A 14106-nucleotide genomic window follows, 5' to 3' on the forward strand; every position below is an offset into this window, starting at 1 on the left:
GATGACCCGCACGACGTCCCGGCCCGATGCCCCACATCGGGCCGTTCTTCTTAAGCGCCTTCGCGCTCAAACAGCATCGAAATCCCTTGTCCGCCGCCGATGCACATCGTCACAAGCCCGGTGCGCGCGCTGCGGCGTTCCATCTCATACATCAGTTTTACCGGCAGGATAGCCCCGCTCGCCCCCACCGGGTGGCCGAGCGCGATAGCGCCGCCGTTGACGTTAACCCGCGCCGGATCGAGCTTCAGATCGTTCATCACCGCCAGCGCCTGAGCGGCAAAGGCTTCGTTCAGTTCGATCAGATCGACGGACTGAATATCCAGGCCGAGCTTGTCCATTAAACGGCGGGTGGACGGCGCCGGGCCAAAGCCCATGATCTCCGCGCCGCAGCCCGCCACCGCCCAGCCTTTGATGCGCATGCGCGGCGTTAAGCTCCGTTTTTCCGCCTGATCGCGGGTCATCAGCACCAGCGCCGCCGCGCCGTCGTTAATGCCGGAGGAATTCGCCGCCGTCACCACGCCCTCTTTCTTAAAGGCCGGGCGCAGGCTGGCGAGCTTCTCGCGCGGGGTGTTGCGCGGGTGTTCGTCGGTATCGAACAGGCGAGTCGCTTTTTTGCCGTCCGGCACCTCAATGCCCAGAATCTGCTCGCGGAAGTAGCCTTCGGCGATGGCCTTCAGCGCTTTCTGCTGGCTCGACCAGGCGAAGTCGTCCATCGCGTCGCGGCTGATGTTGAAGCGTTCAGCGACGTTTTCCGCCGTCATGCCGTTGTGGTACGGTCCTTCCGGCCAGGTGAGGATGGAGATAAGGCCGTCTTCCAGCACGCCGTTGCCCATGCGATAGCCGTCGCGGGCCTGGCGCAGGTAGTAGGGGAGCTGGGTCATGTTCTCGGTGCCGCAGGCAACCACCACGTTCGCCTGGCCGGTCTGGATAGCCATCATGCCGTCGGCGATTGCCTGTAAACCGGAGCCGCACTGACGGTTGACGGAATAGGCGGTGGTCTCTTTTGGTAACCCGGCGCGAAGCTGGCAGACGCGGGCGATAAAGCCGCTTTCCGCCACCTGACCTACGTTGCCCACCACCACTTCGTCCACCTCTTCGGGCGCGATGCCCGCACGAGCGACCGCTTCACGAATCACCGCCGCGCCCAGGTCGTGTTGGTGGGTGTGGGCGAAGCTGCCGTTAAACGCGCCGATAGCGGTGCGAACGCCGCTGACAATCACAATATCGTTTGGGTTTTTCATCTTTGCTCCTTACAGCACCATACCGCCGCCGACGTTAATCACTTCGCCGTTGATGTACCGCGCGCCATCGGAGGCGAGAAACGCCACGCATTCGCCCACATCTTTCGCTTCGCCCGCAAAGCCCGCCGGAATTTTGTTAATCATCATCTCCCACACCTTTTCCGGCACGCCGCGGGTCATGTCGGTGTCGATAAAGCCCGGGCAGATGGCGTTCACCGTCACCCCTTTTTTCGCCAGCTCCCGGCAGGCGGTTTTGGTCATCCCCACCACGCCCGCTTTCGAGGCGGCGTAGTTGGTCTGGCCGACGTTGCCAAGCCAGCTTGCCGACGCGATGTTGATGATGCGGCCAACACCGCGCTCGCGCATGCGAATGGCCGCCTGCTGCATGCAGAAGAAAGTGCCCTTGAGGTTAACGTCGATGACCGTGTCCCAGTCCGCTTCCGTCAGCTTGTGCAGCATGGCGTCGCGGTTAATGCCCGCGTTGTTCACCAGGATATCGACCTGGCCGAAGGCCGCTTCGGCCTGTTCGAACAGCGCTTCCACCTGCGTTTTGTCGCTGATATTGCAGGTAATGAACAGCGCCTCGTTGCCCCACTGACGCAGGGCGGCGGCGGACTCTTCGCCGCGCGGGTCCATATCGGCGATAACAACCCGCGCGCCCTCGCGCGCGAGCACCTGGGCGATGCCGAAGCCGATGCCGCGGGCGGCGCCAGTCACAATGGCGGTTTTACCGGTGAGTTTCATTTGTCGTTTCCTTGCTGGTCTGAAGAGGCGTGGCGGGCGAGCGCGGCGGCGAGGCCACAGGGGGCTTCTTCAAACAGCGCGCTGTCCATCACAGTTAAATCCGACGCGATAAGCGGGCGGAACGCCATCTGCGCGAGCACGTCGCGCTCAAGATCGATGCCCGGCGCAATCTCCACCAGCACCGGCCCTTCGGGGCGCAGCTCGAACACCGCGCGCTCGGTAACGTAGTGCATCGTCTGGCCTTTTTGACGGGCCAGCTCGCCGTTATAAGAGATCTGATCGACGGCGTTGACGAACTTGCAGACTTCGCCTTCCTGCACGATGCGTAGTTCGCCATTTTCACAGGCGATCTCCAGGCCTTTGGCGGTGAAAGAAGAGCAGAAGACCACGTGACGGGCGTTCTGGGTGATATCGATAAACCCGCCTGCGCCGGGGCAGGATGCGCCCAGGCGGGTGGCGTTGACGTGGCCGTTGGGGTCCATTTCGCCCGCGCCCATAAAGGTGATATCCACCCCGGCGCCATTGTAATAAAGCATCTGGTCCTGGTGGCTTATCATGGCGGTGAGGTTGCGCCCGATGCCGAAATCGGTGCCGCCTGCCTGCAAGCCGCCGTAAATGCCGGATTCCACGGTAATGGTGACAGCGTCGCCGACGCCTTCTTCGTGGATAACGGCGCCAATGACGTCGTTGGGAATGCCGGTGCCGAGGTTAATCACGCAGCCCGGCGTCAGGTAGCGGCAGGCGATGCGGCCAATCAGCTTGCGAAGGCTGAGCGGCAGCGGCGCGCTTTCGCTCACTGGCAGGCGGATATCGCCGCACAGCGACGGGTCGAAGGCCCAGCCGGAAGTCTGGCGATGGTCGGTTTCCGGCTCGTCGCACACCACGATGGCGTCAATTAATGTGCCGGGCACGGTGACGCTTTTCGGGTGCAGCGAACCGCGCGCCACGCGGTATTTCACCTGCGCCAGCACTGTTGCGCCGTAGCGCTTCGCCGCCAGCACGGCGGGCAGCACTTCGAGCTTCATCGCCTCTTCGTCGGTGGTCAGGTTGCCGTCTTCGTCAGCGTGCGTGCCGCGCACAATCACGACATCCAGCGGAATAGCCGGGTAGAAAAGAAACTCTTCGCCGCGAAAGGTATGGTGCTCAACGCGGTTCGGCTGCTCGCGGGTGCGGCGGTTCATGCGCCCGCCTTCAATGCGTGGGTCAACAAAGGTGCCTAAGCCCACCTGCGAAAGCCGTCCCGGCAGCCCTGCCGCCATCGCGCTGTAAAGGTGCACCATCTGGCCCTGCGGCAGGCACCAGGCTTCCACCTCGTCGTTATTGATCATCGCCATCCAGCGCGGGGCAAGGCCCCAGTGGGATCCGATAATGCGCGTCACCAGCCCCGGATGGGCGAAGTGCTGGTTGCCGCGCTGGCGGTCGCTCTGGCCTGCGGCGTGTACAAGCGTCAGGTCGCGCGGCGTATTCTCCGCCAGAAAGCGCGCTTCAATGGCTTTGAGGATCGATTCCGCCGCGCTGATGAGCGTCATGCCGACGGTGCACACCGTGTCGCCGTTCTTAACCAGGCGCGCGGCGGCGTCGGCGCTGATAAATGTCGCTTTCACTTTCTCTCCTCCGTGGCGAAATAAGGGATGTATTCAGCAAGCCGCGCGCGCAGCTGGCGCTTGCTGATTTTGCCGTTGTGGGTGCGCGGCAGAGTGCGGGTGAAAATAATGCGCGCCGGCAGCTTAAAGCGGGCCACCTTCGCCTTCAGCCAGCCCAGGATCTCCTCGCTGGTCAGGCTCTGCTGGCTGTCGGCGACGATAAATGCCACCGGCTCTTCGCCATAAACCGGGCTGGGGGCGGGGATGACGGCCACCTCTTTCACGCCGCGGTAGGTAGAAAGAATGTTTTCCAGCTCAATGGAGTAAATTTTCTCGCCGCCGCGGTTAATCATGTCTTTGCTGCGATCTTTAATGAACAGGTAGCCATCGGCGTCGAGATAGCCGATATCGCCGGTATTAAACCAGCCCGCGTGATTACAGGCGGGGCGGCGCTCGCTGCGCTGCCAGTATTCGTTTACCACCACATCGCCCTTAAGCCAGATGTGGCCGATTTGCTCCGCGCCGAGCGGTTGCTGGTTATCGTCGCATACCGCGATTTCCAGCCCCGGGATCGCCTGCCCGGAGCTGCCGCTTTTGGCGCTGCCCCAGACATCCTGCGGAAAAATGGTGGCGGGGGAGGTGGTCTCCGTCAGGCCATAGATGGGGTGAATGGTGGTGCGGGGAAAGCGCTCTTTAAGCTCGCGCACCAGCCCTTCGTTAAGGTGTCCTGCGCCGCAGGCGACGGCGCGCAGCGTCGGCCAGGTTTGCGGCACCCCCTCGCTCTGCGCCTTCGCTGCCTGGCAGAGCAGAATAAAGACCGTGGGCGAACCGTGCAGAAAGGTGATGCCCTGGTCGCGCACGGTGTTCATCACCTCTGTCGCATTAAAACGCAGCTGGAGCCAGATGGCGGCGCCCAGATAGACGAACAGCGCCAGCAGGGCGGAAAGGCCGGTGATGTGATAAATGGGCACCGCCAGCACGGTGCTGTCATTTTCGCCAAGCGAAAGCCCGTGAGCGTAAGCGTCTACGGCGCACAGCAGATTGCCGTGGGTGATCACCGCGCCTTTCGGCTCGCCGGTGGTGCCGGAAGTAAACATTATCACGGCGGTATCGTTGCGGCTTACGCGCGCTGCTGGCGCCGAAGCCCCGGCGGGCAGCGCGAGCGCATGCCACTGCGAGAGAGAAACGCAGCGCGCCCCTTCGGTGCGGGAAAGCCAGTCCTGGCCGTTAGCGTCATAAAAAACCGCCTGCGGCGCGATATGCGCCACCAGCCCTTCGCCCTCTTCCTGTTTGAGCTTGGTGCTGAAGGGCACCACCTCAATGCCAAGGCCCATCGCGGCGAAGAAAATTTCGCAGAAGGCGGGACGGTTGCCAAAGGCGAGCACGATGCGGTCTCCTTTGTGCAATGACCAGACGTGGGCAAGTTGCGCCATGGTCTGCTGAACACGCTGATAAAAATCGCGGTAGCGGTAACGCTCGTTTTCAAACGCCAGCGCCAGCGCGTCCGGGCGGCGCTCCGCGCTGCGGCGCAGGGCCTCATACAAATTCTGAAAGTCGGCGGAGGTGCTGCTCATGGGTCTCTCCTGACAAAGCTCAATGGCGATGACAGCAGTCTAGAGGAGGGACGCCCGGGCAAGTTGCGGGCTTATTCACAACAAAAAATCAACAAAACAACATCATCGTTGTAACTTCGCACAATGCGGCGCGAGCAGGGTCATGATTTTTGGCAAGGAGCAACGCGCTGCGCCGGCAAACGTTGCAAAAGCCAGTTATTTAATTGCGGCATGACTCGCAGGCCGTGATAATTTATTTTGCGCCGCCAAATTGGTTTACGTAATATTATCGGGAAGCGGTCACTCTCTCATTATTTAAGGAGGTCATATGAAAAAGGCATTTGATGAATTTGATGGTTTTTACATTATGAAATAACTGCTTCAGGGCGGGGTGCTCCCGCCCTTTTTATGGATGAACGTTATGACTATGGATCTTGTCGAACTACAGGCAATAAGTAATGCTATTATATTTACGGGTGTTATCGTGGCAACAGTAACTATTGTCTATAACGTCCGTACAGCAAAGAAAACACAAACGGCGGCGTTTCTTTTCGAAAGCAGAAAAGATAAGGAATACCTTGAATCGCTGTATATATTGAAAAAAGTACATGCTTCTGGAAAATCTTTCCGCTCTTATGTGTTTCCCGCGCCGGATGCGCCTATTACCCCTGAGGAGAGAGAGGAGCGCCTTAAGCTGCAATACATTCTGAATTTTTATGAGCGGGTCGCTGTCAGCATTCGGGAAGGTATTTATAACGAAAATATGATTAAGCGAACCTCTTACGCCACCGTCATGGAGACGTGGAATAATGCGGAGCCATTAATTAAAGCAGTAAGGGAATATATTCATTCTGAAACCACCTGGCAGGAGTTCGAATGGCTGGTGAGCCGGTGGCGTAAGTCGCCGTTAAAAAGAACGCGTTAAACGCACTGCTAAACATTCGTCGTTATTCTCTTCTTCCGCGTTGCGCTTTTTATTAACAGAATTAAACGCGGTGCAACGAATATTATTTAAACGCGTAATAAAAAAGGCGGCCCGCAAGCCGCCGCGATTATATTATTTCGCCGTTAACCTTTCGGCTCCAGCGCCGCGAAGGCTGCGCGAATTTGCTCTTCCGGCAGTTGCAGCCCGATAAAAACAATCGTGCTCTGGCGGGGTTCATCCTGCGCCCATTCGCGGTCCCAGTCGGCGCTGTAGAGGCGCTGCACGCCCTGAAACAGCAGGCGGCGCGGCTCGCCTTCAATAAACAGCATGCCCTTGTAGCGCAGCAGGCGGTCGGCGAAATCGAGCAGCAACCCTTCCATGGTGCGCGAGACCGCATCCAGCGCCAGCGGATAGTCCAGATTCACCACAATCGATTCCACCTCGTTCTGCGCCGGGGCGATAAAGCGAAAGCGCGGCGTTTTCTCCACGATGCGCTCTTCCAGCATAAAGCCCTGCACGTTAAAGAGCAGGCTGAGGTCGATGTCGCCATGAATCACGGTATAAATGGGCGCCCGGGCGTTGATGCGCGCAAGCCGGGCGAGCAGGGCGTCGTTTTCCCCCGCCACGTCGGTTTTGGTGAGCAGAATGCGGTCGGCGTAGCCAATCTGCGACTGCGCCAGGGTGAACTGGTCCATCTGCTGCTCTGCGTGCGCCGCGTCAACCAGCGTGAGCACGCCGTCTAACAGATAGCGTTCGCACAGCGTTTCATGGGCGAAAAAAGTCTGAATGATGGGGCCGGGGTCCGCCATGCCGGTGCACTCAATGACCAGCCGGTCGAAGTCGATTTCGCCGCTGTCGCGCTTGTCGAGCAGGTCGAGCAGCGCGTCTTCCAGCTCGTTGGAACGGCTACAGCAGATGCAGCCGTTGCTCAGGGTTGTAATCTGCGTGGCGCGGTCGCCGATGATGGCGTTATCAATCGGCACCTCGCCGAATTCGTTTTCGATAACTGCGATTTTCTGGCCGTGATCGGCCTCAAGAATATGGCGCAGCAGCGTGGTTTTTCCCGCGCCGAGGAAGCCGGTCAACAGCGTTACCGCTACAGGTTGCATCATCTTTCTCCCGTTAATTTCAGCAGCAGCGCATGCCGCCTTTGCCACTCCCGCCGTAACGCGCCTGCTGACGCTCCTGGAAAAACTCATCGTACGTCATGCAAGGCTTATCGGGGTGGTTTTGTTTCATGTGTTGCACATAGGTATCGTAGTCGGGAATGCCGATCAACATGCGGGCCGCCTGGCCCAGATACTTTGCCGCTTCGCCTAATTGACCAAACATAGCGTTATCCTGATAAAGCACGCGCCCCGCAGGAGGCGGGGCGCGTTACGGTCACGATTAATGACCTGAGGAGATTTTTACCCCTTCGGCAGGCACTGGCACATAGGGCGTTTCATTCGCCACAGGCCTGTCGGCGCGCAGCGCTTGCAGCGCGGTGCGAATGCCATAGAAAAGGATGCTGTAAACCACGATCAGGAAGAGAATGCTCAGCCCGGCGTTGGTGTAGTTGTTAACAATAATATGGTTCATTTTGGCGATCTGCTCCGCGGTCAACTCCGCGCCACCCGCCAGGATTTTCGCTTTGTAATCGCTGGCCATGAAGAAGAAGCCTTCCATCTTCGGATTGCTGCTAAAGAGCTTCTGGCCAAGCGCCCAGGTGGTGCAGATAAGCAGCCAGATAGCCGGCAGCATAGTCACCCAGACGTACCTCGTACGCTTCATCTTCACCAGCACCACGGTGCCGAGCATCAGCGCTACGGAGGCGAGCATCTGGTTGGAGATGCCAAACAGCGGCCACAGGCTCTTCACGCCGCCCAGCGGATCCACCACGCCCTGGTAGAGCAGGTAGCCCCACAGGCCCACACAGCCCGCCGTGCCCACAATGCCCGCCACCAGCGAGTCAGTCTTCTTCAGGAACGGCACGAAGTTGCCCACCAGATCCTGGAACATAAAGCGCCCGGAGCGGGTGCCTGCGTCCAGCGCGGTGAGGATAAACAGCGCTTCGAACAGAATGCCGAAGTGATACCAGAAGCCCATGTCGGCTGCCGGAATGATTTTGTGGAACACGTGCGCGATGCCTACCGCCAGCGTCGGCGCGCCGCCTGCGCGGTTCAGCACGGAAGGCTCGCCGATGTCTTTCGCGGTTTGCAGGATCTGTTCCGGAGAAATCACAAAGCCCCAGGAGCTGACGGTCGCCGCCGCGTGGGCCGTGACGTCCTGCAATTGCGCCATGATCGCCGGACCGTTGGCGCTGCCCAGTTCATGCAGGTTCGGCATGGTGAAGCCGAGGCCCGCAGGCGGGGTGTTCATGGCGAAGTAGAGACCCGGTTCGATGATAGATGCCGCTACCAGCGCCATCACCGCCACGAACGATTCCATCAGCATCGCGCCGTAGCCGATAAAGCGCGCATCGGTTTCGTTGGCGAGCAGCTTCGGCGTGGTGCCGGAGGCGATAAGCGCATGGAAGCCGGAAACCGCGCCGCAGGCGATGGTGATAAACAGGAACGGGAACAGCGCGCCTTTCCACAGCGGGCCAGTGCCGTCAATAAACGGCGTCATCGCCGGCATTTTCAGCTGCGGGTTCAGAATGACGATGCCAATCGCGAGGCCGACAATAACGCCGATTTTCAGGAACGTCGCGAGATAGTCGCGAGGCGCGAGGATAAGCCATACCGGCAGCAGCGCGGAGATAAACGCGTAGCCTATCAGCGCATAGGTGATGGTGGTGTCTTTAAAGGTCAGCGCCGGGCCCCAGTACGGGTCATGGGCAATCACGCCGCCAAACCAGATGGAGGCGACCAGCAGCACGATGCCGATAACGGAAACTTCGCCCACGCGACCCGGACGCAGGAAGCGCATGTAGATACCCATAAACAGCGCGATCGGCACCGTTGAGCAGACGGTAAAGACGCCCCACGGGCTTTCCGCCAGCGCTTTCACCACGATCAGCGCCAGCACCGCCAGGATAATAATCATGATGAGGAAGCAGCCGAACAGCGCGATGGTGCCGGGCACCGGGCCCATCTCTTCTTTAATCATCTCGCCAAGTGAAGCGCCGTTGCGGCGGGAGGAGATGAACAGCACCATGAAGTCCTGCACCGCGCCTGCCAGCACCACGCCCGCCAGCAGCCAGAGCGTGCCGGGCAGATAGCCCATCTGCGCCGCCAGCACCGGGCCTACCAGCGGGCCCGCGCCTGCGATAGCGGCGAAGTGGTGGCCGAACAGCACGTAGCGGTTGGTCGGCACGTAGTTCAGACCGTCGTTATTAATAACCGCAGGGGTGGAGCGCGTCGGGTCGAGCTTCATCACCTTGCTGGCGATATAGAGGCTGTAGTAGCGGTAAGCCACCAGGTAAACGGAGACCGAAGCCACCACAATCCACAGCGCGCTCACGCTCTCGCCGCGTCGCAGGGCGACGATAGCGAGGCAGAACGCACCGATTATTCCCAGGACAAGCCAGGGCAAGTGCTTAAAAAGTGTTTTTGCGTTCATGGAAGAACCTGTTTGTCAGACGTAAGTACATTCACGGCAGAAATCCGTTGCCGCACCGGAGGTAAGAAAAAAAGCGAGGCTTTTGCCATGCTGTCTATGATGACAAAACGACCGGAATGGCGGGGTAAGAAATCCTTAAGCGGCAATATAGCCAGACTGAATGGTCGTATAGCCGGACAAGCGGTTAACCAGCCGCAGAACGGGGGTAAGTAATGTGATTCATATCACGCGAAAAAGCGTCAAAATGCGCCGTAAAGGGCCGGAAGCGGCCGTTACGGCCGCGTTTTAGGAAATTGACAGGGGCGAAGCTTTCTTCTGATCGACAGGAAAAGGCGGCGCGTGCGGCGCGAAGGCTTCGCTCACCGCGTTGACAACACTGCGGATTTTCACCGTTTGCCGCCTGCCAGTCGAACCTCTTCATTTTGCCCGCGTTCTGAAACCGCCAGCGGCAGGGCCGGGCCAAAGGCCAGGCGCCGTAAGCCAGGCCGGCAGGCGCGGCCGTTTATTCCGCCGCGCGAGCGTTCATCACCCGAAAGTGGGTTTTTATTGTTTTTTCTGAAAAAAGATTGGTATACCGGCCCGTTGCTGAGGCAAGATTTTTGCTTCTCATCCTGGCGGCGAAAGTTGTCTTTTTGCGGCTGACGCCCCGCCAATAAGGAAGGCCGATGTTGTCAGTGGTATACCGCCTCTGTTTTTTTCGGTTATCAGGTGCGCGCCTGTGACGCTGCTTGCCTGGTTCATCGCGTTCGCCCTCGATCTGCTGCTTGGCGACCCGCCGCGCTGGCCTCACCCGGTACGCTGGATGGGCGCGCTTATCTCCTTTACGCAAAACCGCATTCGCGCCCGTTGCCATTCGCCGCGCCAGCTTCGGGCAGGCGGCGCGCTGCTGTGGCTGGTGGTGGTGGGCGTAACTTTCGCCGCGGCGTTCGGCGCGTTAAAAGCGGCGCAGGCCGTCCACCCGTGGCTCGGCTGGCTGCTGGAGGTCTGGATGATCTACACCTCGCTTGCCGCCCGCTGCCTTGCCGATGAAGCGCGCGGCGTGGAACGGGCGCTGCGTTCAGGCTCGCTTGCGCGCAGCCGCCAGCAGCTTTCACGTATCGTCGGTCGCGACACCTCGCAACTCGACGCGCCGCACATCACCCGCGCCGTGGTAGAGACGGTGGCGGAAAACAGCGTCGACGGCGTTATCGCGCCGCTCTTTTTCCTGCTGCTTGGCGGCGCGCCGATGATGATGGCCTACAAAGCGGTAAACACGCTTGATTCAATGGTGGGTTATAAAAATGAAAAATATCGCCATATCGGCATGATCTCCGCCCGCATGGACGACGCGGCGAACTTTTTCCCGGCGCGGATAAGCTGGTTATTGCTAACCTGCGCCGCCGCCCTCTGCCGCCTTAACCCGGCCGCCGCGCTGCGCATCGGCTGGCGCGATCGTTACCAGCACAGCAGCCCTAACTGCGCCTGGCCCGAAGCCACGGTCGCCGGGGCGCTCGGCATTCGCCTCGGCGGGCCGAACCGCTACTTCGGCGAATGGGTGGAAAAGCCGTGGATAGGCGACGCCCGGCGCGAGGTGGCGGTAGAGGATATTCCCCGCTCGGTGCGGTTAATGCTTATCGCCTCGACGCTGGCGCTGCTGCTGTTCGCCCTGCTGCGCCTGACCTTCAGCGGCGCGTAATATAATAAGGAGCGCAAGCATGCGTGATGTTACCCGGGAGGCGCGATGAGCCTCGCCATCATGTTGCAGGGCACCGCCTCGGACGTCGGCAAAAGCGTGCTGGCCGCCGGGCTGTGCCGGATTTTTTACCAGGACGGCCTGAAGGTGGCGCCCTTTAAAGCGCAAAACATGTCGCTCAATTCCGGCATCACGCCGGATGGCAAAGAGATGGGCCGCGCGCAAATCTTCCAGGCGGAAGCGGCGAACATCGCGCCGGACGTGCGCATGAACCCGGTGCTGCTCAAGCCCACCAGCGACCGCCAGGCGCAGGTGGTGCTGATGGGGCGGGTGGCGAAAAACATGGACGCGGTGAGCTATCACCATTTTAAAACCGAGCTGCGCGCCCGGGTGCGCGAGGTCTATCAGTCGCTGGCGGCGGACTATGACGCGATAGTGCTGGAAGGGGCGGGCAGCCCGGCGGAGATCAACCTGCGCGACCGGGATATCGTCAATATGGGCATGGCGGAGATGGCCTGCTGCCCGGTGCTGCTGGTGGCGGATATCGACCGCGGCGGCGTGTTCGCCGCCATCTACGGCACGCTGGCGCTCTTGCAGGAGCATGAGCGCTGGCGAGTGAAAGGCGTCATCATCAATAAGTTTCGCGGCGACGTGGCGTTATTAACGTCCGGCATTGAACAAATCGAAGCATTGACCGGCGTGCCGGTGGTGGGCGTGATGCCCTGGCTGGATATTGACCTTGAAGACGAAGACGGCGTGGCGCTCCAGCGCGGCAAATATGCGCATAGCGACAAGCGCGAGCTGAATATCGTCGTCGTGCAGTTGCCGCACATTTCCAACTTTACCGATTTCAACGCGCTGGCGGCGCAGCCGGATGCGCGGGTGCGCTATGTCTCCCGCGCCCATGACCTGGCGGGCGCGGACTTGCTCATCCTTCCCGGCAGCAAAAATACCCTTGGCGACCTGCAATGGCTGCGCGAAAGCGGTTTTGCCGACGCGCTAATCGCGCAACATAAAAAGCGCGTGCCGGTCATCGGCATCTGCGGCGGCTACCAGATGCTGGGCGGGGAGATTATTGATGAGGTGGAATCAGGCCTCGGCGCAGCGCAGGGGCTTGGGCTGCTGGATGTCACTACCCGTTTCGCCCATGAAAAAACCACCCTGCGGGTTTATGGCAAGAGCCTGACGCTGCCGGGGATGTTGGCTTGCGTCAGCGGCCTCGCGCTGCAGGGCTACGAAATCCATATGGGCGAAACCACCCTCGGTAAAACGACGCTGCCCTTCGCCCGGCTGGGAGAAGACAAACGCGACGGCGCGGTAAGTGCAGACGGCCTGGTGATGGGCAGCTACCTGCACGGCCTTTTCGATAGCGGTGCTTTCACCCGCGCCCTGCTTGACGGCCTGCGGCGGTGTAAAGGGCTTGCGCCTTTTGACGGCGACGCGCCGGACTACGCCGCCTGGAAGTCGCAGCAGTTCGACCGGCTGGCGAGCGCCATGCGCGAGCATATTGATATCACGAAAATTTATCAGATCATGCGCGAGCATCAGGAGCCAGAATGATGAAGCTGATTACCGGCGGCGCGCGAAGCGGCAAAAGCCGCCACGCCGAAACCCTCGCTGCCCAGGCGGGCGAGCGGGTGCTTTACATCGCCACCTCGCAGGTGATGGATGAGGAGATGGCGGCGCGGGTGCGCCATCACCAGCAAAGCCGCCCGGCTCACTGGCGCACGCTGGAGGCCTGGCGCGAGCTGGACCGCGTCATCACGCCGCGCAACGACCCGCAGGAAGTGGTGCTGCTGGAGTGCATTACCACGCTTATCAGCAACGTGTTGTTCGCGTTTGTCGGCGATACGGCAGAAGAAACGTGGGATTACGCAGCCATTGAGGCGGAAATCGAGCGTGAGATAACGGCGCTTATTCACGCCTGCGAGCGGTGTCCCGCGCCGGTCATTCTGGTGACGAATGAGGTGGGGATGGGCATCGTGCCGGAAAACCGGCTGGCGCGCCATTTCCGTGATATTGCAGGCAGGGTAAACCAGCGGCTGGCGCAGGCGGCGCACGAGGTCTGGCTGGTGGTTTCCGGGATTGGAGTCAAAATCAAATGATGCGTCTATTTTTTGCCACGCTCGCCTTTATGAGTCGTTTGCCAGTGCCCGTGCGCTGGTCGCAGGGGCTGGAGGCGGAGCAGTATGTCCGCGGCGTCTTTTTCTTTCCGCTGGTGGGATTGCTGCTCGGCGCCATCGGCGGCCTGGTGTTTCTGATGCTGGAGCACCTGTGCGGCACGCCGCTGGCGGCGCTCTTCAGCGTGCTGGCGCTTGCCTTGCTCACGGGCGGGTTTCACCTCGACGGGCTGGCGGATACCTGCGACGGCGTCTTTTCCGCCCGCAACCGCGAACGGATGCTGGAGATCATGCGCGACAGCCGTCTCGGCACGCATGGCGGCCTGGGGCTGATTTTCGTGCTGCTCGGCAAAGTGCTGGTGGTGAATGAACTGGCGCTGCGCGGCGGCGCGATGCTGCCTGCGCTGGCCTGCGCCTGCGCGGCGGGCAGAAGCGCCTGCGTGCTGCTGATGTATCGCCAGCGCTACGCCCGGGAGCAGGGGCTCGGCAATCTGTTTATCGGCAAGATAACGGGCAGGCAGTGCGGGGTTACGCTTGCGCTCGGCGTGCTGCTCTGCGCGCTGCTGTTGCAGGGGCCCGGGCTTATCGCCTTTGCGCTGACGCTTGTCATTGTTTATCTGCTCGGTCTTGCGCTTAACCGCACGCTGGGCGGACAGACGGGCGACACCCTCGGCGCGGCTATTGAGCTGGGCGAACTTTTCTTTTTACTGGCGCTGCTGTGAGCC

Annotated in this window: 12 protein-coding genes; 5 read left to right on the top strand and 7 right to left on the bottom strand. The window is 60.5% G+C overall.

The genetic code is table 11. The features are described 5' to 3' along the window. Nucleotides 1-50: 50 nt before the first annotated feature. The 4 genes from MT962_RS10895 to MT962_RS10910 are packed head-to-tail and all read right to left on the bottom strand — an operon-like array spanning nt 51 to nt 5142. Entirely contained in the window at nt 51-1241 is a 1191-nt protein-coding gene (locus MT962_RS10895) for a thiolase family protein (RefSeq protein ID WP_247365586.1), read from the bottom strand. 9 nt (nt 1242-1250) lie between these two features. Next, a complete protein-coding gene (gene fabG / locus MT962_RS10900) occupies nt 1251-1985 on the bottom strand; it encodes a 3-oxoacyl-ACP reductase FabG (protein ID WP_024558988.1) in 735 nt (244 codons plus the stop codon). Then, nucleotides 1982-3589: a CoA-transferase gene (locus tag MT962_RS10905; protein ID WP_028019983.1), complete on the bottom strand. Its 1608-nt coding sequence runs from the start codon at nt 3587-3589 to the stop codon at nt 1982-1984. Before MT962_RS10905 ends, fabG begins: the two co-directional genes overlap by 4 nt. Further along, the gene (locus tag MT962_RS10910) at nt 3586-5142 is read right to left on the bottom strand and encodes a class I adenylate-forming enzyme family protein (protein WP_247365587.1); all 1557 of its coding nucleotides are present in this window, start codon (nt 5140-5142) and stop codon (nt 3586-3588) included. Before MT962_RS10910 ends, MT962_RS10905 begins: the two co-directional genes overlap by 4 nt. 406 nt (nt 5143-5548) lie before the next feature. Between MT962_RS10910 and MT962_RS10915 the strand changes: the two genes are divergently transcribed. Continuing rightward, nucleotides 5549-6046, top strand: coding sequence for a DUF4760 domain-containing protein (locus MT962_RS10915; protein ID WP_024558991.1), 498 nt, complete (start codon nt 5549-5551; stop codon nt 6044-6046). 143 nt (nt 6047-6189) lie between these two features. Here the strand turns inward: MT962_RS10915 and yjiA are convergent, their stop codons facing one another. The 3 genes from yjiA to MT962_RS10930 are packed head-to-tail and all read right to left on the bottom strand — an operon-like array spanning nt 6190 to nt 9589. After that, a complete protein-coding gene (gene yjiA, locus MT962_RS10920) occupies nt 6190-7155 on the bottom strand; it encodes a GTPase (protein ID WP_188723939.1) in 966 nt (321 codons plus the stop codon). A 19-nt stretch (nt 7156-7174) separates the two neighbouring features. Beyond that, nucleotides 7175-7378, bottom strand: a complete 204-nt coding sequence (locus MT962_RS10925) for a YbdD/YjiX family protein (RefSeq protein ID WP_024558993.1) — start codon at nt 7376-7378, stop codon at nt 7175-7177. A 57-nt stretch (nt 7379-7435) separates the two neighbouring features. Continuing rightward, nucleotides 7436-9589: a carbon starvation CstA family protein gene (locus MT962_RS10930; RefSeq protein ID WP_247365588.1), complete on the bottom strand. Its 2154-nt coding sequence runs from the start codon at nt 9587-9589 to the stop codon at nt 7436-7438. 718 nt (nt 9590-10307) lie between these two features. On the opposite strand from MT962_RS10930, the gene cbiB reads away from it, so the two are divergent. From cbiB to cobS, 4 genes are read left to right on the top strand one after another with little or no spacing between them, the layout of a single operon-like run. After that, nucleotides 10308-11264 carry an adenosylcobinamide-phosphate synthase CbiB gene (cbiB, locus tag MT962_RS10935; RefSeq protein WP_247365589.1) on the top strand — a complete coding sequence of 319 codons (957 nt, stop codon included), beginning with the start codon at nt 10308-10310 and terminating at the stop codon, nt 11262-11264. Nucleotides 11265-11309: 45 nt separating this feature from the next. Next, nucleotides 11310-12821, top strand: a complete 1512-nt coding sequence (locus MT962_RS10940; RefSeq protein WP_247365591.1) for a cobyric acid synthase — start codon at nt 11310-11312, stop codon at nt 12819-12821. Beyond that, nucleotides 12818-13366, top strand: coding sequence for a bifunctional adenosylcobinamide kinase/adenosylcobinamide-phosphate guanylyltransferase (gene cobU, locus MT962_RS10945; RefSeq protein ID WP_188723815.1), 549 nt, complete (start codon nt 12818-12820; stop codon nt 13364-13366). The genes MT962_RS10940 and cobU overlap by 4 nt, the downstream gene beginning before the upstream one ends. Further along, entirely contained in the window at nt 13363-14103 is a 741-nt protein-coding gene (cobS, locus tag MT962_RS10950; RefSeq protein ID WP_024558999.1) for an adenosylcobinamide-GDP ribazoletransferase, read from the top strand. Before cobU ends, cobS begins: the two co-directional genes overlap by 4 nt. Nucleotides 14104-14106 lie beyond the last annotated feature (3 nt).

Source organism: Franconibacter sp. IITDAS19, assembly GCF_023079515.1.
Lineage (GTDB): Bacteria > Pseudomonadota > Gammaproteobacteria > Enterobacterales > Enterobacteriaceae > Franconibacter > Franconibacter pulveris.

What these genes read in the sequence shown, in the direction of transcription:
- MT962_RS10895 (WP_247365586.1), bottom strand. Translation starts at nt 1,241, where the DNA reads ATGAAAAACCCAAACGATATTGTGATTGTCAGCGGCGTTCGCACCGCT.
- fabG (WP_024558988.1), bottom strand. Translation starts at nt 1,985, where the DNA reads ATGAAACTCACCGGTAAAACCGCCATTGTGACTGGCGCCGCCCGCGGC.
- MT962_RS10910 (WP_247365587.1), bottom strand. Translation starts at nt 5,142, where the DNA reads ATGAGCAGCACCTCCGCCGACTTTCAGAATTTGTATGAGGCCCTGCGC.
- MT962_RS10915 (WP_024558991.1), top strand. Translation starts at nt 5,549, where the DNA reads ATGGATCTTGTCGAACTACAGGCAATAAGTAATGCTATTATATTTACG.
- yjiA (WP_188723939.1), bottom strand. Translation starts at nt 7,155, where the DNA reads ATGCAACCTGTAGCGGTAACGCTGTTGACCGGCTTCCTCGGCGCGGGA.
- MT962_RS10925 (WP_024558993.1), bottom strand. Translation starts at nt 7,378, where the DNA reads ATGTTTGGTCAATTAGGCGAAGCGGCAAAGTATCTGGGCCAGGCGGCC.
- MT962_RS10930 (WP_247365588.1), bottom strand. Translation starts at nt 9,589, where the DNA reads ATGAACGCAAAAACACTTTTTAAGCACTTGCCCTGGCTTGTCCTGGGA.
- MT962_RS10940 (WP_247365591.1), top strand. Translation starts at nt 11,310, where the DNA reads ATGAGCCTCGCCATCATGTTGCAGGGCACCGCCTCGGACGTCGGCAAA.
- cobU (WP_188723815.1), top strand. Translation starts at nt 12,818, where the DNA reads ATGATGAAGCTGATTACCGGCGGCGCGCGAAGCGGCAAAAGCCGCCAC.
- cobS (WP_024558999.1), top strand. Translation starts at nt 13,363, where the DNA reads ATGATGCGTCTATTTTTTGCCACGCTCGCCTTTATGAGTCGTTTGCCA.